The 17,639-nt window shown below is 68.9% G+C and carries 16 protein-coding genes and 1 pseudogene; 5 read left to right on the top strand and 12 right to left on the bottom strand.

All coding sequences use genetic code 11. The features are described from left to right. Positions 1-35: 35 nt before the first annotated feature. Positions 36-830, top strand: coding sequence for a TauD/TfdA family dioxygenase (locus RI578_RS38070; protein WP_310875356.1), 795 nt, complete (start codon positions 36-38; stop codon positions 828-830). A gap of 511 nt (positions 831-1,341) precedes the next feature. Here the strand turns inward: RI578_RS38070 and RI578_RS38065 are convergent. From RI578_RS38065 to RI578_RS38045, 5 genes are all read right to left on the bottom strand, one after another. Then, a protein-coding gene (locus RI578_RS38065) for an IS5 family transposase (protein WP_399062789.1) occupies positions 1,342-2,273 on the bottom strand; the annotation gives its coding sequence in 2 pieces (ribosomal slippage) (positions 1,342-1,895 and positions 1,895-2,273; 933 coding nt in all). Positions 2,274-2,328: 55 nt separating this feature from the next. Continuing rightward, on the bottom strand, positions 2,329-2,748 hold the full coding sequence (locus tag RI578_RS38060; RefSeq protein ID WP_310875355.1) for a hypothetical protein: 420 nt from the start codon (positions 2,746-2,748) through the stop codon (positions 2,329-2,331). A gap of 54 nt (positions 2,749-2,802) precedes the next feature. After that, positions 2,803-3,480: a hypothetical protein gene (locus RI578_RS38055; RefSeq protein ID WP_310875354.1), complete on the bottom strand. Its 678-nt coding sequence runs from the start codon at positions 3,478-3,480 to the stop codon at positions 2,803-2,805. Positions 3,481-3,525: 45 nt separating this feature from the next. Further along, positions 3,526-3,873: a hypothetical protein gene (locus RI578_RS38050; RefSeq protein WP_310875353.1), complete on the bottom strand. Its 348-nt coding sequence runs from the start codon at positions 3,871-3,873 to the stop codon at positions 3,526-3,528. A 173-nt stretch (positions 3,874-4,046) separates the two neighbouring features. Next, positions 4,047-5,552, bottom strand: coding sequence for a SulP family inorganic anion transporter (locus tag RI578_RS38045; RefSeq protein ID WP_310875352.1), 1,506 nt, complete (start codon positions 5,550-5,552; stop codon positions 4,047-4,049). 408 nt (positions 5,553-5,960) lie between these two features. Here RI578_RS38045 and RI578_RS38040 point away from each other — a divergent pair, with 408 nt between their 5' ends. Next, positions 5,961-6,380, top strand: a complete 420-nt coding sequence (locus RI578_RS38040; RefSeq protein WP_310875351.1) for a MerR family transcriptional regulator — start codon at positions 5,961-5,963, stop codon at positions 6,378-6,380. Between the two features lie 64 nt (positions 6,381-6,444). Here the strand turns inward: RI578_RS38040 and RI578_RS38035 are convergent, their stop codons facing one another. Continuing rightward, a complete protein-coding gene (locus RI578_RS38035; protein WP_310875350.1) occupies positions 6,445-7,107 on the bottom strand; it encodes a VOC family protein in 663 nt (220 codons plus the stop codon). A 102-nt stretch (positions 7,108-7,209) separates the two neighbouring features. Further along, the gene (locus tag RI578_RS38030; protein WP_310875349.1) at positions 7,210-7,866 is read right to left on the bottom strand and encodes a helix-turn-helix domain-containing protein; all 657 of its coding nucleotides are present in this window, start codon (positions 7,864-7,866) and stop codon (positions 7,210-7,212) included. Between the two features lie 64 nt (positions 7,867-7,930). On the opposite strand from RI578_RS38030, the gene RI578_RS38025 reads away from it, so the two are divergent. Both RI578_RS38025 and RI578_RS38020 read left to right on the top strand, forming a co-directional pair. Then, positions 7,931-9,370 carry an MFS transporter gene (locus RI578_RS38025; protein ID WP_310875348.1) on the top strand — a complete coding sequence of 480 codons (1,440 nt, stop codon included), beginning with the start codon at positions 7,931-7,933 and terminating at the stop codon, positions 9,368-9,370. A 399-nt stretch (positions 9,371-9,769) separates the two neighbouring features. Then, on the top strand, positions 9,770-10,504 hold the full coding sequence (locus tag RI578_RS38020) for a dienelactone hydrolase family protein (protein WP_310875347.1): 735 nt from the start codon (positions 9,770-9,772) through the stop codon (positions 10,502-10,504). 242 nt (positions 10,505-10,746) lie between these two features. Here the strand turns inward: RI578_RS38020 and RI578_RS38015 are convergent, their stop codons facing one another. The 3 genes and pseudogenes from RI578_RS38015 to RI578_RS38005 all read right to left on the bottom strand — a co-directional run bounded on the left by RI578_RS38015 (position 10,747) and on the right by RI578_RS38005 (position 13,953). Continuing rightward, positions 10,747-11,664, bottom strand: a complete 918-nt coding sequence (locus tag RI578_RS38015) for an NADP-dependent oxidoreductase (protein WP_310875346.1) — start codon at positions 11,662-11,664, stop codon at positions 10,747-10,749. A 93-nt stretch (positions 11,665-11,757) separates the two neighbouring features. Further along, complete coding sequence (locus RI578_RS38010; RefSeq protein ID WP_310875345.1) at positions 11,758-12,654, bottom strand: RNA polymerase sigma-70 factor; 897 nt, start codon at positions 12,652-12,654, stop codon at positions 11,758-11,760. Positions 12,655-12,746: 92 nt separating this feature from the next. Then, positions 12,747-13,953: pseudogene (locus tag RI578_RS38005) on the bottom strand (NAD(P)/FAD-dependent oxidoreductase). A 375-nt stretch (positions 13,954-14,328) separates the two neighbouring features. Here RI578_RS38005 and RI578_RS38000 point away from each other — a divergent pair. Further along, positions 14,329-15,513: a serine hydrolase domain-containing protein gene (locus RI578_RS38000; RefSeq protein ID WP_310875344.1), complete on the top strand. Its 1,185-nt coding sequence runs from the start codon at positions 14,329-14,331 to the stop codon at positions 15,511-15,513. Positions 15,514-15,528: 15 nt separating this feature from the next. On the opposite strand, the gene RI578_RS37995 is transcribed toward RI578_RS38000, so the two are convergent. Both RI578_RS37995 and RI578_RS37990 read right to left on the bottom strand, forming a co-directional pair. Beyond that, positions 15,529-16,460 (bottom strand): IS5 family transposase gene (locus RI578_RS37995; RefSeq protein ID WP_399062789.1). Its coding sequence is split into 2 segments (ribosomal slippage): positions 15,529-16,082 and positions 16,082-16,460, totalling 933 coding nucleotides; the frame shifts between segments, so codons are not numbered across the junction. A 641-nt stretch (positions 16,461-17,101) separates the two neighbouring features. Further along, a complete protein-coding gene (locus RI578_RS37990) occupies positions 17,102-17,584 on the bottom strand; it encodes a MarR family transcriptional regulator (RefSeq protein ID WP_310875343.1) in 483 nt (160 codons plus the stop codon). Positions 17,585-17,639: the final 55 nt, after the last annotated feature.

Here is a 17,639-nt window from a genome sequence, read left to right as displayed (position 1 = left end):
GCGAAGAACCCACCCCTGACGGGCAGCCTGGAGCCATGCACACACACGCTCATTCCCACCCTCCACAGGACGTCCTCGCCTCCGGCCCAGGCATCGTCCCCACCCGCGTCCCTCACGGACGCGTTCGCGAAGCGCGCGAACTGCTCGCCCGCGACGGGGCGGTGATCCTCACCGGCCACGAGAACACCTCCGACGCCTTGGTGGTCGCCGCGGCCCAAGTCATCGGCGACCGCCTCCGCGAGCTGTACCCGCACCGGGTCCGCACCTCACGCGAAGGCACGCCGGTCCACCTGCACGCAGACAGCTTCGACATCGTCGTCGACATCGGCGGCGTACCCCACCGGCGTCGACACCCCGACGAGGACCACGTCCTCGTCCAGTGCACACGGCCGGCACCCCACGGGGGCGACTCCTTCGCACTGGACGCCTACGCCTTCGTCGACGGTCTCGCCTCGACCGACCCCGCTCTCCACGCCTTTCTCACCGGCTCGGACGTCGATCTGTACGGCGCGTGGGCGGATCTGCGCGGGCTCCCGGCGAACCCCCGGATCGGGCGGCACGTCGAGTACACACGGACCGGACGGCGCATCGTGCGCCGCACGGACGGCGCCGTGCCGATCCACCGCGACCCCGACATCGAACACATCCGCACCCAGCTCGCCCGCCTGACCGCCGCCGTGCACGGCATCGAACCGTCGCTCCCGCGCTTCCCTCTCGACGAGGGCGACATCCTGGTCCTCGACAACTACCGCTGCTGGCACGGACGGGACGGCCACACCGGTGAACGCACCGTCCGCATCCTCACCGCGCGCAGCTCCGACGCGGGCTGAGGCCCGGCGTACGCTCGCGCCGGTCAGTGCCGGTGGTGACACCCGCTGATCGGCGCGGATCAGGAGAACGGTGGTCTGGTCATCGGCTCGAACGGCGGCGGCCTGTCCCGTGAGGTGCGCCAGTCCCGCACGCGTCACTGGCGTAGAGCCAGCCTGCCGTCTTCTCTGGGGGTAACCGTGTGGCGCGAGGCGAGTGGAGAACACTTCGTGCAGCTCAGCGCCGGTGCGATCGACACTGCCGCGTGCAACATGTGTGGCGCCACCGCACCTTCGAGTGGTCTCGACTCGACGACCGGAACTGAAGGTCACTCAACAGAGGCAGCACTTCGTGTCGTCTCCGGGCTGGAGATCCGGGTGCCGTCGCTGATGAGGCCGCGTGAGGAGCTGGACCGCAACCGCCGAAGAGATCCTGGCGAAGGTCCGTCTCGTCCAGACCAACGTCAAAAGCTCCTCGCAAACAACTCGAAGTGATGCAAACAGGATTACGAGACACTAGGCACTGTTTCTCGGATCATGTGCGGAGCCAGACCATGAGGGCTGCGAGGGCGACGGTGCCGAGGTAGATGTAGGCGCGTTTCTCGTAGCGTGTGGCGACGGCGCGGAAGCCCTTGAGTCGGTTGATGGCACGTTCGACGGTGTTGCGCTTCTTGTAGTGTTCGCGGTCGAATCCGATGGGCCGACCGCCTTGAGATCCTCGGTTGTGCCGGTGCCTTTGCTGGTCGAGACGTTCGGGGATGGTGTGCCGGATTCCGCGTCGTCGCAGGTAGCGCCGGTTGCTTCGGGACGTGTAGGCCTTGTCGGCCAGCACGTGGCCGGGCCGGCTGCGGGGCCGTCCCACTCCGGATCGGGGTACGGAAATCCGCTCCAGCACCTGCTCGAGCTGAGGGCCGTCACCGTAGTGTCCCGGCGTCAGAACGAAGGCGAGGGGCCGGCATCGTCCGTCGGCGGCGAGATGGATCTTGGTTGTGAATCCGCCGCGGGAGCGGCCCAGGCATTCGCCGATCTGACCACCTCCTCCAGGCGGAAGGCCAGTTTCCGCAGCACCGGATCGACCTGGTTCGTCCCCCGGCCGTTCCCCTTTTGAGCATCCAGGGCCGACGGCTTCTTCCTCGCACCGGCGGCGTGCTGATGGGCCCGCACTGCGGTCGAGTCCACCGACACGTCCCAGTCGATCCCACCCGCGGCATCTTCGGCGGCCTGGATACGGGACAGCAGCATCTTCCACGTTCCATCCGCTGACCAGCGGCGATGCCGCTTATAGACCGTCTCCCAGGGCCCGAACCGTTCCGGCAGATCCCGCCACTGCACCCCCGTCCGCACCCGGTAGAGCACTCCGTTGATCACCCGACGGTGATCGCTCCACCGACCTCCCCGCGCACCGCCAGGAGGTAAGAACGACTCCAGCCGAGCCCATTCCGCGTTCGTCAGATCCCCACGACCCATGAAGCCAGCCTGACCCCAACACCCCGCCCAAGTCAGGAGATCCGAGAAACAGCGCCTAGCGCCGCCGGTCGAACTTCCTGGCAAGAGACCGGAGGCCAGACGAGGAACGACGAGCCTCCTGAAGATGCTGACGTTCCATGAGGAGCCTCATATATGCACTGTAATCCTCGCCAGAAATAATGGCAGCGGTGCGAAATACCTGGCCGTGTTTCGCGTCAATCTCAGCCATGATCCTGGAGATATCAGCAGCGACAAATTCGACTACGGCAGCCGCCTCGCGAAGATAATGTGCCGCCTTGGTCTCGTCGAGCGCACTTCTCGACTCCACCTCGCGCAGTAGCTCGCGCATCCGGGCATCAACGCCCTGTACGTCCAACCCCTCTGCTTCAGCCGGCCAGCCAATGCGGCCGTAGCGGTCGGGTCCGTAGTGCGCGATGTACTCGCTGATGATTATTTTGGCTCGACGCCGCAGCATGCTCGGTGTCCTACCACAGGGCTGTTGTCGGCGGGAAGGCCGGCCGGGCCAGCCCTATCCGGGTCGATGGCCGCACGGCAGGACAATGGCTTCTGCGTCAGCCGCGTTTCCGTTGGAGTTCGTCGATATCAGCTGGGGCTCCCAGTCCCGGCTCTTGCCGCGCCTGAGCACCCAGCACCTGTGACAGCCGCTTCTCCAACTGCTGGACGCGGGCGGCCAGGCGGGTGGTGCGGGACTGGGCGTTCGCGAGATCGGCTGGAGCGAGGCCCGGTTCACCGGCGAGGTGCCAGCCGGGTCCTGAGCCGTCGGTTCGAGCTCGGCCGCATGGACGATTTCGAGCAGGTCGCGGTGACGATATGAGAAGCTGCGATCGGCTCCGGCTTGCCGGGCGATGGCCGAGACGCTGATTGGCGTGCCGTTCCTCGCGGCGTTCTTCACCGCGGTTGCGACCCGCTGGCGGCGCCGCTCGGTGTCGGCCTGACGGCCGTCACGCATGGCAGGAATCACGGCAGCCTCCGGCAGCAGCTTCGTCACCAACTGCCCGTCGACCTCGACGACGACCGGAATCATGATGTCGGGCAGAGCGTTGACCCAGGCCCGATGGGCATCACCGATCGAGCCGATCGGCCTCGTTCCTTCCGGGTTGGCCACCGGGCTCGGCAGCAGCTTGAGCTGGCCGGCCGGAGTGCCGGGGAATCGATCGCGTACCCATTCCTGCTGTGCAGTGATCACGGCGGCGGTCGCCTTCGCGATCGGCGGACGACGGCCCAGCCGGGATCACGCTGACCCGGTGGTGAGCCCCGAAGACGCCGGCCTCGGCGAGGAACGCGACCCGGTCGCAGAAGCGCGGATGATCATTCTCAGGTCATCGTCCATCCCCGCGCGGACCAGGTCGTCCTCTCCCAGCGTCTCCAGGCTGGGGACTTGGAGCAGGCGCAACTGATCGCTGATGTGCCGCATCCGGTGATCCTTGGTCTTCGCCTCCCGGGCGGTGCGGATCTGGAGGCAATAGAGGAGCTCGGCGACCAGCCGGTCGGGCAGTCCGCGCAGGCTGACCTCGCGGTTGACCGGCACCGACGACGAGGTCAGGCGCCACCGTTCCTCGTCTCCGTCGAAGGGTCCCAACCTGTGGGCCTTCGGCAACTACCCAGGCTTTGTTCGCGGGTTCGTCGCGAACCGAGCCACCACTGCGGCCCTTCGCCGGAGTAGAGCGCCAGGACGGTACGGGAGGGCCCCGGCCTGTCGGGCCGGGACCCTCCGCTGTGTTCGTGCGGACTGTGTTCGTGCGGGCGCGAGGGTCAGTGGCTGCCGGCGAGTTCGCCGGTGAGCTTGCCGTGGAGGTCGGCGCTGGGGTCGTTCAGACCAGTGATCTGGACACTCTTGCCGCGCTGCTTGTACTTCGTCTCGATCGCGTCGAGAGCGGCGACGGAGGAGGCGTCCCAGATGTGGGCGGCGGAGAGGTCGACGACGACCCTTGTCGGGTCGCCGGCGTAGTCGAACTGGCCGACGAGGTCGTTGGAGGAGGCGAAGAACAGCTCGCCGGTGACCCGGTAGACGACCGTGCTGCCGTCGGGGTCGGTGACGGCGGTGACGTGGGCGAGGTGGGCGACGCGTTTGGCGAAGATGACCATGGCAGTGATCGTGCCGACGACGACTCCGATGGCGAGGTTGTGGGTGGCGACCACCGCAGTCACGGTGATGACCATCACGGCGATCTCCCCGGCAGGCATCCGCTTGAGGGTCTTGGGCGCGATGGAGTGCCAGTCGAAGGTCGCGAAGGACACCATGACCATGACGGCGACCAGGGCCGCCATGGGAATGTCGGACACGACCGGCCCGAAGGCGATGCACAGGACCATGAGGAAGCCGCCGGCGAGGAACGTCGAGACCCGGGTGCGGGCGCCGGACACCTTCACGTTGATCATCGTCTGGCCGATCATGGCGCAGCCGCCCATGCCGCCGAAGAAGCCGGTGACGATGTTGGCAACGCCCTGGCCGATGGACTCGCGGGTCTTGGAGGAGTGGGTGTCGGTGATGTCGTCGACCAGCTTGGCGGTCATCAGGGACTCCATCAGGCCCACCAGCGCCATCGCGAACGCGTACGGGGCGATCGTCGTCAGGGTGTCCAGGGTGAACGGCACGTCCGGCAGGCCGGGTACCGGCAGAGAGGACGGCAGGGCCCCCTTGTCGCCCACGGTCGGCACCGCGATGCCGGCCGCGACCGTGATGACGGTGAGGATGGCGATCGAGACGAGCGGGGCCGGGATCACCTTGGTGACCTTCGGGAAGAACACCATCAGCGCGAGACCGCCGATGATCAGCGGGTACACCGCCCAGGGCACGTGGTGCATCTCGGGCACCTGAGCCATGAAGATCAGGATCGCCAGGGCGTTGACGAAGCCCACCATCACCGATCGCGGCACGAACCGCATCAGCTTCGCCACCCCGAGTGCGCCAAGCACGACTTGAATGACACCGGCGAGGATGACAGCGGCGATCAGGTAGCCCAGGCCGTATTCGTGATTCAGCGGGGCGATCACGAGGGCGTTGGCGCCGGTGGCGGCGGAGATCATCGCCCGGCGTCCGCCGACGATCGAGATGACCACGGCCATGGTGAACGAGGCGAACAGGCCGACCGCGGGGTCGACACCAGCGATGATCGAGAACGAGATCGCCTCGGGGATCAGCGCGAGGGCGACGACCAAGCCGGCCAGAACCTCGGTGCGCCAGACCTTCGGGTTGTTCAGCCAGTCCGGTTCGAGGCCGCGCAGTCGCGCGGCGGGAGTCACAGCAGCAGAAGACAAGAGGATGCGTACCTGTCGTGCTCGGGCACGCCCCTATGTCAGGCCGGGGGCGTGCGGGAAGGACGCGCGGAGGGCCGGGCCGGCACCTCGCGGACGGCCCACGGAGCGGGCCGGAAGCCGAAAAGAGGGGACGTGAGGTGGGGCGGCGCCCACGGGCGGCCGGCGGCTCACGCCCGGGAGCGAAGGGTCACGGCGGGCAGGCGGCGGCGATCGGCGTCATGGGCTCACGCACGCTCTCTCCTGCAAGAAGTCGGATCTTCGTTGGGGGCGTCGTCGGCCCCGGGACGGCAACAGCGGGGCAGCCGGGCCGCCCTCACCACGGATAACTCTACCTTAACGTTAGAGTAGAGATCGGCAGGGCCGCACGGAACTCGGTCCGCCACGAGGAGAAGGGCCAGGGACACGGGCGTGGACGGCAGGCACATGCAGATCGGCGAGGTCGCCGCGCGGACGGAGCTGTCCCTGCGCACCATCCGGCACTACGAGGAGACCGGGCTGGTCAGCCCCTCCGCCCGCTCCCAGGGCGGATTCCGCCTCTACACGGAGTCCGATGTACAGCGGCTCATGGTCATCCGCCGCATGAAACCGCTGGGCTTCTCCCTGGAGCAAATGCGCGACCTCCTCGACGCCACCGACCGCCTCGACCACGCCGACACGGCTGACGGCGCCGAGCGCGAGGCACTCCTGGAGCGGGTGCGGACCTACGAACAGGACGCCAGCCGCGAGATCGAAAAGCTGCGCATCCAGCTGACCCGCGCCGAAGACTTCGCCGCCACCCTCCGCACCCGCCTTGACGCCGCGCACCCCGAGCACGGTGCCGCGGCCTGACCTTCGGCCATCAACCGGCACCGCGCGCCGCGCACCGGCTTTTGGCAGTCGCCTGCCCGGCGGTTCACGTGGCAACAGCCCGGATGCGGAACGTCAGTCCGTCCAGGCTGGTCAGACGCTGCTCGCCGACGGTATCTTGCCCGTCCGGCATTCCGTGTCCCAGAACGCGTGCACGGCCAGCTATGGCTTCCGGATCGTCAACGGCGACGACGAGCTCCCAGCAGGCTGCGTGCTCCTCGGGGCCGTGCAGCGGGACGAAGTCCGCGCAGCTGGGCACTGTGTCGAGCACGTCCCGGTAGAAGCGGCGAGCCTGCTCGGGGCGGGGGCAGGCAAGGACCATGCGCTGTGGTGTACGCGTCGACGGAGACCATCGGTTGGAAGGGGGCGTCTGCCACAGGGAGAAGGCCGCGCCCATGGGATCGATCAGGGTGGCGATGCGGCCCTGGCCCCCGGCGTCGAAAGGCGCGAGCACGAGTTGGGCACCCGCCGCGATGGCGGCTTCCGTGCGGGCCTCGACGTCATCGACGGCGAGGTAGTAGGCGATGTGCGCAGGAGTGCCCGGCGGATAGATCGGAGAGCTGAGGTCGCTCACGCCGCCGATCTGATGACCGTCGACGAAGATCTTGATCGCGCGGCGCCAGTCGCTTTCGTCCACGGCGAACCGCCAGCCCAGCACAGCGGAGAAGAAGGCTGCCGTGCCCGGTACGTCGTGCGTCTTGACGTCCATCCAGCAGAACTCGTTCAGCGCACCGAGGTGAGGTGTCGTCGTCAACTGCCTGCCCTTCTTGCCGTATCGACCAGCTGCCGTAGTAGCTGACTTGTTGTCTTCTCAGCAACCCGTTTGAGGCTGGTAGCCGTGGAGGAACGCCCGCACCCCGGCGGTGATGAGCGCGGTACGGACCGGGCCGGACAGCGGCGCGGCACCATGATGGCTGCGCTCGGACACCGCACCGGAGGTCAGCAGGAGATAGTGGTCGGCCGCCAAGGCGGCATCATCCACGTCCAGGATCCCGAGGTCGGCCAGGCGGCGCAGTTGGTGGGCCAGTTCGCGTTGGGTGCGCTGCGGTCCGGACCGGTCCCACGCCTGGAGCAGGCCGCGCGGCAGGTGTCCCGCCTCGGCCCGCATCCGGCGTACGACGGCGAAGTGGTCGGCGAACTCGGCACGCGGCCTGTTCCAGGCCGTGGCCAGGGCGAGCAGGGCCGCCTCCAGGCGGTGCTCTTCGCTCACGGGTCCCAGGTGCCGTTGGGCGAGGTCGACCAGGACGTCGGCCACCCGTGTGGAGCTGTCCTCGATGACTGCGGCGAACAGCTCCTCTTTACCCCTGAAGTGGTTGTAGATGGTGCGGGTGGACACCTCCGCCTCGGCGGCGATGGTCTCGATGCCGGCGGCGGTGAATCCTTCACGGCCGAACACGGCACGGGCCGCCGTGGTGATGGCTTCACGCTTGGCGACGCGGCCCCGCGGCACACCGGTCGGTGCAGACACGCACACTCCCCTTATCTGCAATACGGGTATTACCTTTCTGCCATCGTCATTGTACTTTCTGAGGATGGTCAACCCCAGCGAACCGGAGAAGAAAACCGCCGGCACCGATGGTTCGGACGCCGGCGAGGGCGCGGCTGCGGGGCGCACGCGATGGGCGACGGTTGCCGTCTCCGCGCTGGCCACGCTGCTGGTGGCCAGCGAGTTGAGCATGGCTGCTTTCGCGCTGCCGCTCATCGCCGCCGACCTGGACGTCACCGGCGGTGCGACAGCGTGGGTGCTACTGGCCTACCAACTGCCCCTGGCCGCACTGGCCCTGCCCGCCGGCCGCTGGGTCGACCGCAGTGACCCCCGGCCCGTGTTCGCCGCCTCCCTGATTCTGGTCGCCGCCGCCAGTGTGCTGGCCTCCGCCGCTCCGCAGTTCTGGCTTCTCCTACTCGCCCGGGTGCTCCAGGGAGTCGCGGCGGCCGCCTACCTCGCCGTCTATCTGCCGGTGGTGCCTCTGGCCGTACGGCCGGGCCAGCGCGGCCGGGCCATGAGCTACCACGCCACGATCATGATGGTCGGCAGTATCGCCGTCGCACCTCTCGGCGGCTGGCTGGCCGACGCCTACGGATGGCGTGCGGTGATCTGGGCCAAAGCGCCCCTGCTGCTGGCCGCCGCCGTGCTGGGCCTGCTCACCGTGCCCGCCCGCGCCCGGGCCGCGGACAACTCGAGGCCGGCGGGGCGAGCACTGGCGGGGGACGTGCTGCTCGTCGGGGCCGCGGTCACCGCTGCCCTGCTGGCGATCGAACAGAGCGGACACCGCCCTGCCTGGGCAACAGTCTTCGCCGTCCTCGCCCTCGCCCTGGCTGCGGGATGGACACGCCTGGACACCTCCCGGCCAGTCCTCATGCTCCTGCGCCGCGGTCCACTGGGATGGCCCACGCTGGCGCTGACGCTCAACGCCTCGGTCATTGGCCTGATCACCTTCCTCCTGCCGTTCTTCATCAGCGACGTGATGCACCGCGGCCCCGGGCTCCTGAGTACCGCCCTGGTCTTCTTCATCGCCACCAGTGCACTGATAACGCCGCTGGCCGGACTGCTGGCCGACCGCTTCCGCCCTCTGCCGGTAGCCGCATGGGGCGGCGCTCTGACAGTCGCGGCTCTCCTGCCGATGCTCACCCTTGCCCCGGACGCAGGCTTGACCGACCTGGCCTGGCGCATGGTGCTTCTGGGCATCGGGATGGCCCTGTTCAACTCCCCGAATATGACCGCGATCCTGGACGCGACCCCTGACAACCACGCCGGAACCGTCGGCGGTCTCACCAATCTGGCCCGCACCCTGGGAACCACCCTGGGGCCGGCCCTGGCCGCACTCGGCTGGACCCTGGGCTCCGGCGGCACAAGCGGCTTCCGAGGCGGCGTGTGGGCCCTGTCCCTACTGACTCTGGTCGCTTTCGCAGCCCTGCTGGCCGCCGTCCGCGCAGGCCGAAGCAAGACGCCAGTGAGCTTCCCAGCCTCATGAGCGGCGGTGCGTGCTTTACCCCCGCGTCAGGCCGTCTGCCCTTCAGTGCGACGACGTAAAGCGCAAGGACTCACTGTTCCGTGGCTGCGCAGGCGGCGAGGTAGTCCGCCCATCTCATCTTCTGGGAGGCGAGAAGAGCCAGTTGCCGACCGCCCGCGAACACCACTGTGGGGCTGGTGGGCTGGCATCGGCTTCTTGTGGTGGGCTACGTTGTGCAGTCATGACTACCGGGACGGCATTGCGCCACACACGGATTGGTGACCCGGTGCTCTTCTGAGCGCCGTACGGGCCGGTGCCGGCCCGCTGTTGCATCGAGGATCTTGCGCTGCTGCGCGGGCTCCGCCTCCGTCGTGTTGATCACAGGCTCGACACACATCAACCACGACAGGAGAATTCGTCATGCCCACCAAGATGTTGCAGATTCCCACCGCGGACGGCCAGGCCGACGCGTTCGCTGCCTTCCCCAGTGGTGAGGGGCGGCACTCAGGGGTGCTCATGTACGCGGACGGCTTCGGGATCCGGCCCGTGCTGCGGGAGATGGCCCTCGGACTGGCCGGGCACGGATACTACGTACTCGTGCCCAACCTCTTCTACCGGCACGGTCCGGCACCGGTGATCGAACTTCCCGAGCACATTGGAGAAGAGGTCCGGCCGGCGCTCTTTGCCCAGCTGATGCCCCTGATCGAGGCGCACACCAAAGAACGCGTCCTGAGCGACGCCGACGCCTATCTCAAGTTCCTCACCTCTCAGCCAGAGGTCAGCGCCGGGCCGGTCGCGGTGACCGGCTACTGCATCGGCGGACTCCTGGCGACGCGCACCGCCGCGGCCCACCCCGGCCAGGTAGCCGCACTCGCGGCATTCCACGGGCCGGTGGGAGTCGACGGACCCGAGAACCTCTCCAAGATCACCGCCGAGGTGCATTTCGGCCACGCCGAGAGCGACTTGACGCCCGAGGCCCTCAGCGAGCTCAACCAGGCACTGGACGAGGCAGGCGTCGGCTACACCTCCGAGATCTACCCCGGCACCGTCCACGGCTTCACCATGTCCGACACCGATGCCTTCAACGCCGCCGCACTGCGGCTTCACTGGGACCGCCTGCTGCCCCTTCTCGACCGCACCCTGACCAAGAGCTGAGGCTCGGCCCGAGAAGCAAGCCCGAGGTACACGTCTCCGGAGCACTGGTGCGATGTTCCGGAGTCGGTGGAGGGTGGGCGGCGCCGATGCCCTGGCCGTCGGGCATCTGGTCAAGGGTGCGGTCGAGCAGGTTCGGTTCCAGCGCTGTGGCCCACCCCGTCCACGGCCGGAGCTTCTCGGGGCTGCCGGTCGCCCGGTGACGTCAGGTCACGGTCGCCGGGCCGGTGCCCGCGTCGCTCGGGTCAGGGGGTCAGGACGGTCTTGCCGGCCAGGTCTCCGGCGGCAGCCGGGGCGCGGACCGCGGCCTGGTCGGCGCGCAGCCGCTCGGCCAGGTCTCCGCCCTCGGCCCGGGCGGCCAGCTCGGCGAGCTGGGCGACGTCGCTGCGCGCGAACACGTGTACTGTGCGCACCCCGCGCCCGGCATCCTGCGGGCCGGGAGTGGTGACGCTGACGAAGGCTCCGCCGTCGGCGACCAGGTCCACCAGCTGCGCGTTCTCCTCGGGGCCGGCGGGAGCCAGTTGCAGCACCACGTCGAAGTGCTGCCCAGTCAGCGCCTGCACAACGGGGGTCACGGCGTAGTCGACGATCCGGTCCGCGCCGTAGGAGCGGACACGGTCGCGGCTGCGCGCACCGGCGGTCGCGGTCACGGTGGCACCGGACTGCGCGGCAAGCTGGACGGCGTACCCGCCCACTGCGCTGCCTGCGCCGTTGATCAGGATGTTCTGCCCGGGCTTGAGGTCGGCGTGTTCGAACAGGGCCTGCCATGCCGTCAGCCCGACGAGGGGCAGGGCCGCGGCGTCGGCCAGCTCGACGGTGCGGGGAGCGGTGGCCAGCGCCTCGGCGGAGGCGGCGACGTATTCGGCGGCCGCGCCGGGCGCGGTCGCCGGCAGAAGCGCGACCACCGCGTCCCCCACGCTCCAGTTGGGCACGCCCTCGCCGACCTCGGTGATGACTCCGGACAGGTCGAGGCCGGGAACGTGCGGGAAGGCCAGTGGGATCAGGTCCTGTCGCAATCCCGCGCGGAGGCCGGAGTCCGCGTCGTTGTACGAGGTGCCGGCCACCTGCACCACTACTTGACCCGCACCTGGCACCGGCCGGTCTGCCTCCTCGTGGACGAGCACGTCGCTGCCGCCGTAGGAGTGGTAACGCACTGCCTTCATGAATCCTCCCCTTCGCTTGCTTGCATGGCTCATCGGTTATCTCCCTGGTGGGTCAGCTGGAGCAGGGCTCGTGGCCGAAGCGGCCCCTGGTGTTCACCGCAGGGTGAGCGGGGCCTCGGATGTGATGTGGGAGAGTTTCTCCGGGTTGCGAACGTAGTAGAGGCCGGTGATGCGGCCGTCCTCGACGCCGATCGCCATGACGCCGTCGATCTCGCCGTCCAGGCGGACGAGGAGTGCCGGGTTGCCGTTGACCAGGGTCGGTTCGGTGGAGAACGTGCCTTCGAACTTGCCCACGCCCCCGGCGAACATACGGGCCACGCGCTCGGCGCCGGTGACCGGCCGCAGCGCGGCGTGTTTGATGCCGCCGCCGTCGCTCATCAGGACGACACCAGGGGCGAGTATCTCAAGGAGGGCCTGCGGGTCCCCGGTTTCGACGGCGTGCTGGAACGACTCCAGGACCGCCTGGCCCTCGTTCGGGGAGACCACTCGGCGGGGGCGGCGGGCGTCGACGTGCCGGCAGGCGCGGTGGGCGATCTGACGGACGGCTGCGGGGCTCTTGTCGACGGCGGCCGCTATCTCGTCGTAGCCGATGTCGAAGACCTCGCGCAGCACGAACACGGCGCGTTCCACCGGTGACAGCGCCTCGAGGACGAGCATCAGGGCCATCGACACGCTCTCGGCGAGCTCGATGTCCTCGGCCACGTCCGGCGCGGTGAGCAGCGGCTCGGGCAGCCAGGGGCCGACGTATGCCTCCCGGTGGCGCTTGATGGTGCGCAGCCGGTTGAGCGTCTGGCGGGTGGTGATCCGGACCAGGTAGGCGCGCTGGTCGTTCACCTGCCCCAGGTCGGCCTTGACCCAGCGCAGCCAGGTTTCCTGGACGACGTCTTCGGCGTCGGCGGCCGATCCGAGCATCTCGTAGGCGACGGTGAAGAGCAGGTTGCGGTGGGCGATGAACGTCCGGGTCGCCGGGTCGGTGGCGCCGTCGCTCATCTCTCGTCCCCTCTCCTCGTCCTTCGCGGTCGGCTCGGGCGGCCGACCGCCTTCGTATGCGTCCGCAGCAGGATCCTCGCAGCAGGCACCGGTCAGACCGCCCGGTCGGCGGCGGGTGCCTCGGCGCGGTGAGCGCGTAGCAGCTGCCGTCGCTTGGCGACACCTCCCGGCATGCGATGCAGCCTGTACGAACCGGGCTTGTGCGCCTCTCCGGCCAGGTGCCTGGGAATGCCCTTGCAGACCAGTTCCTTGATCCTGGCGCCCAAGCCGTCGTCGATGTGCAACCACACCGCGGCGTCGGACCTGTTGGCGAACTGGTAGATGCCCGCCCTTCGGCCCAGGCTGATGCACTGGGCGTACATCGACTGATGAAGGTTCTCCGGCTGCTCACCCGCGAGTCGGCTGAGCACGGTGTCGGCGGCCCGCGCGCCCAGCGGCACCGCGTTCAGACAGCTCATCCGCAGCGGCAGGCCCGACGGTGCCGCCGAGTCCCCGGCCGCCAGGATGCGCGCGTCGTCCACGCTCGTCAGCGTCTCGTCCGTGAGCAGGCGCCCCACCGCGTCGGTGCTCAGCCCGCTGCGGACGGCCAGATCCGGAACACCGAAGCCGACGGTCCAGACGGTGACCTCGGTCGGCAGCTCACGGCCGTCGGCAAGCCGCACGGCTTCGCGGGTGACCGCCGCCACCGTCGCGTCAGAGCCGTCGATGACCGTCACACCCAGCTTGGCCAGCCGCTTCGCGACCGAGCGCCGGCCCCGGCTGTGCAGATACGGGCCCAGCACACCTCCGCACACCAGGGTCACCCGGCGGCCGGCCTCCGCCAGCTCGGCGGCGGTCTCGATGCCGGTGGGACCGGCGCCGACCACTGTCACGGGGGCCGTCGCGGGCGCTGCGTCGAGGGCCGGGCGCAGCCGCTGTGCTTCCCTCCAGCGTGGCGATCGGGTAGGCGAACTCGGCCGCCCCTGGCACGCTCGGTTCGGCGCTGCCGCTGCCCACCGCGTAGATCAGGTAGTCGTAGCCGAGCGCGCCGCCGGCCGTCAGTGTCACGCTGCGCCCGGCCACGTCGATCCTGGTGACGGTGTCGACCACCACCCGGACGCCCTCGGCCAGGACGTCCCGGTAGGAGACGACCGCATCGTCGGATCCGCCGACCAGCTGGTGCAGCCGGACCCGATGGACCAGGTCCGGGCGCGGGTTGATCAGCGTCACTGTCACGCCGTCGCGCAGCATCAGCCGGTTCGCGGCCATCACGCCCGCGTATCCGCCACCGATTACGACCACATGCGCGTTCCCCGTCATCATGCCTCCTCCGATTCCAGGTGTTCGGCCTCAAGACACCGATCTATGGGACTCTGTGACAGGACGTGAGTCAGGTCACTTCACGAGGCTCGGCTGGAGCTGAGACCACAGGGGCGCCGGGTGCGCGCGAAGTCGGCTGGAGGCAAGCCGGCCCGTCGTCGTCGAGGCGCTGTTCGTAAGTGCATTGCATGGTCGTGCCTTTGTTGACGACGGCTCGACGCGCAGCGTCACGGGAGGGGGGTTAACCCGACCACCGATCCGGTTGGCCGCCCCATCGCGCGGGCCCGTGCTCGGCGGGCACGGTGGCTCGCACAGAGTGGCGGGACTTGAGGCGCATCGCCGCAGCCATGGCCCTTGGCAGTCAAGGAAGTACACGTGACGAATCACAAGCGTACGCTGGCCAGCACACTCACACTCGCCGTGGTGGTCGGCGTCACGGGGGCCGCGCTCCCGGAGAGCACCACCGCCACGACCACCACTGCGAAGTCCGCCACCGCCACCGCCACCGAGCATGCCCGGCTGCGGGAAGTCCTGCGGCGGCTGACCACCGTCGACGGCGCGCCCGGAGCCCTCGCCGAGGTGCGGGACGCACGCGGCAGCACAGTGCTGACCAGCGGCATCGGGAACGTGAAGAGTCAGGCGCCGGTGCACCGCGACAGCAGGTTCCGGATCGGGAGCATGACCAAGACGTTCACGGCGACGGCCATGCTCCAACTGGTGGGACAGCGCCGCGTCGACCTCGACGCTCCGGTGGAGCGCTACCTGCCCGGCGTCGTGCGCGGGCACGGCAACGACGGACGCGTCGTCACCGTCCGCCATCTGCTCCAGCACACCAGCGGCCTCCCCGACTTCCTCGACTACTTGAAGCCGCAGGAGATCGTCAAAAATCCGCTGGCCCACCGCGATGCCCGAGACCTCCTGGACATGGCACTCGAACATCCCCCGACCTTCGAGCCGGGCACCGACTGGGAGTACACGAACACGGGCTACCTGCTGGCCGGCATGATCATCGAGAAGGTGACCGGCCACACGTACGGCGACGAGATCCGCGAGCGCATCATCGAACCGCTGCACCTGCGCGAGACGTACGTGCCGCGCACCTCGACGATCCCCGGCCCGCACCCGCGTGGATACGCACAGCCCGGCGAGGACGCGCCGCTCCTGGACATCACGAGGATCAGTCCCTCCGTCGGGGGTGCGGCGGGCGGAATGATCTCCAGTGGCACCGACGTCAACCGGTTCCTGGGCGCCCTCCTGCGAGGCGACCTACTGGGCCCGGCCGAACTCCGGGAAATGATGAGGACCCGGCCCACGGGCAACACGGACGGCCGCGCGTACGGCCTCGGGCTGGAGAGCAGGCCGCTGCCCGGCGGCGGCCTCTACTGGGGGCACACGGGTGACTTCCTGGGGTACGAGACGATGGCCGGCGCCACGGTCGACGGCAGGCAGGCGACGGTCATGGTGAACCTCGGTCCGGGGAGTTCGGACGCACAGAGCGACGACATCAAGACGGCCGTCCAGACGGCGCTCGCCGAGGGCTGCCCTTCGACCCGTCATTAGGCACTGTTTCTCGGATCATGTGCGGAGCCAGACCATGAGGGCTGCGAGGGCGACGGTGCCGAGGTAGATGTAGGCGCGTTTCTCGTAGCGTGTGGCGACGGCGCGGAAGCCCTTGAGTCGGTTGATGGCACGTTCGACGGTGTTGCGCTTCTTGTAGTGTTCGCGGTCGAATCCGATGGGCCGACCGCCTTGAGATCCTCGGTTGTGCCGGTGCCTTTGCTGGTCGAGACGTTCGGGGATGGTGTGCCGGATTCCGCGTCGTCGCAGGTAGCGCCGGTTGCTTCGGGACGTGTAGGCCTTGTCGGCCAGCACGTGGCCGGGCCGGCTGCGGGGCCGTCCCACTCCGGATCGGGGTACGGAAATCCGCTCCAGCACCTGCTCGAGCTGAGGGCCGTCACCGTAGTGTCCCGGCGTCAGAACGAAGGCGAGGGGCCGGCATCGTCCGTCGGCGGCGAGATGGATCTTGGTTGTGAATCCGCCGCGGGAGCGGCCCAGGCATTCGCCGATCTGACCACCTCCTCCAGGCGGAAGGCCAGTTTCCGCAGCACCGGATCGACCTGGTTCGTCCCCCGGCCGTTCCCCTTTTGAGCATCCAGGGCCGACGGCTTCTTCCTCGCACCGGCGGCGTGCTGATGGGCCCGCACTGCGGTCGAGTCCACCGACACGTCCCAGTCGATCCCACCCGCGGCATCTTCGGCGGCCTGGATACGGGACAGCAGCATCTTCCACGTTCCATCCGCTGACCAGCGGCGATGCCGCTTATAGACCGTCTCCCAGGGCCCGAACCGTTCCGGCAGATCCCGCCACTGCACCCCCGTCCGCACCCGGTAGAGCACTCCGTTGATCACCCGACGGTGATCGCTCCACCGACCTCCCCGCGCACCGCCAGGAGGTAAGAACGACTCCAGCCGAGCCCATTCCGCGTTCGTCAGATCCCCACGACCCATGAAGCCAGCCTGACCCCAACACCCCGCCCAAGTCAGGAGATCCGAGAAACAGCGCCTAGGTCCTGTACCGCGAATCTTGTGACCACCCGCAGAGGAGCACCGCACACGCCCCGGCGGTCAGCAACCCGCCGGTGAGGAAGGTGCCACGCACGTCGGCCAGCGGCAGAACCAATGCTCCGAGTGCGGCGCCCGCCGCGGGCCGGTGGTGCAGGACATGCCCGCCGCCTGCGCGGTTACGGCAGCGGTCAGCGAGAGCTGAGGGAAGCGGCGAGGGAAGACGACGACCCGAGTCGGAGCCTCGTGCACCTCAAGTCGCGACGCAACACGGGCCGACTGAGGCGTCGGTTGCGTCGAGGGCCGACAGCGTGCGCGAGGTACGCGAGAGAGACGGTGACGGGTGCGGGCGGTGGTGAAGGCGTGCGGCAGTGGCCTTGCCCGGCGGCTTAGCGGGTACCAGGTGGCTGAACGAGAGAGGGGGAGGGACTGTTGCCGTTTGACAACTATAGTCGTGAGGCAACAAAGTACCCGTGGCGAAACGTGGATGAGGAAGGGGCCGGGATGCTCCGATGGGCCGGCGTTGTACCGCACGCCGGCTGCCGACGTGGCGCCTGGCCGGGACGTCTGGCGCGGCAGCGCTCGCTTCAGGCGGACCGGGCTTCGGAGTCGGCCTCATGGTGTATCTGGCCTGCCGCCGCGTCGCAGAAGGCTTCCAGGCCTTCGAGCAGCGCCGCCCTTTTGGCCGCGGGCATGACGTCCAGTACCGCCCGCAGTTCACGCTGCCTGCGTTGGCGCAGGTCGTCGAGGAACGCGCGGCCTCGATCGCTGAGGTGCAGCCGCACCTCGCGGCGGTCGGACGGGCTCACTACGCGGTCGACGAACCCGGTGGCCTGGAGCCGGTCGCACAGCCGGCTGGTCGAGGGCGGCGTAGAGGCGAGGGAGTCGGCGAGAGTGCGCAGGTTGATGCCCTCGTGGTGTTCGAGAATGAGCAGCACTCGCAGCTGGGAGGCCGAGGCGGGAGCCGTCGAGGCGCGGCCCCAGAGCACTTCCAGGAGCTCCGCGGCCGTTGAGGTCACGCGTGCGACCTCGTCGGGCTGTGGGCGGGGGCGGATAGTACTCACGGCCATACTCTCGCAGACGCTGGGACGGATGTCAGCGTACTAGGACCGCCCTCCGGCTGCC

It is taken from the genome of Streptomyces sp. BB1-1-1 (genome assembly GCF_031597775.1).
Classification (GTDB): Bacteria; Actinomycetota; Actinomycetes; order Streptomycetales; family Streptomycetaceae; genus Streptomyces; species Streptomyces thinghirensis.
The sequence above is the reverse complement of the archived record's forward strand: the minus strand, read 5'-3'. Positions and strand labels throughout refer to the sequence as shown.

Coding starts and splice junctions, on each gene's coding strand:
- RI578_RS38070 (WP_310875356.1), top strand. CDS start 36: ATGCACACACACGCTCATTCCCACCCTCCACAGGACGTCCTCGCCTCC.
- RI578_RS38060 (WP_310875355.1), bottom strand. CDS start 2,748: ATGCTGCGGCGTCGAGCCAAAATAATCATCAGCGAGTACATCGCGCAC.
- RI578_RS38035 (WP_310875350.1), bottom strand. CDS start 7,107: ATGGACGTCAAGACGCACGACGTACCGGGCACGGCAGCCTTCTTCTCC.
- RI578_RS38025 (WP_310875348.1), top strand. CDS start 7,931: ATGGTCAACCCCAGCGAACCGGAGAAGAAAACCGCCGGCACCGATGGT.
- RI578_RS38020 (WP_310875347.1), top strand. CDS start 9,770: ATGCCCACCAAGATGTTGCAGATTCCCACCGCGGACGGCCAGGCCGAC.
- RI578_RS38015 (WP_310875346.1), bottom strand. CDS start 11,664: ATGAAGGCAGTGCGTTACCACTCCTACGGCGGCAGCGACGTGCTCGTC.
- RI578_RS38010 (WP_310875345.1), bottom strand. CDS start 12,654: ATGAGCGACGGCGCCACCGACCCGGCGACCCGGACGTTCATCGCCCAC.
- RI578_RS37990 (WP_310875343.1), bottom strand. CDS start 17,584: ATGGCCGTGAGTACTATCCGCCCCCGCCCACAGCCCGACGAGGTCGCA.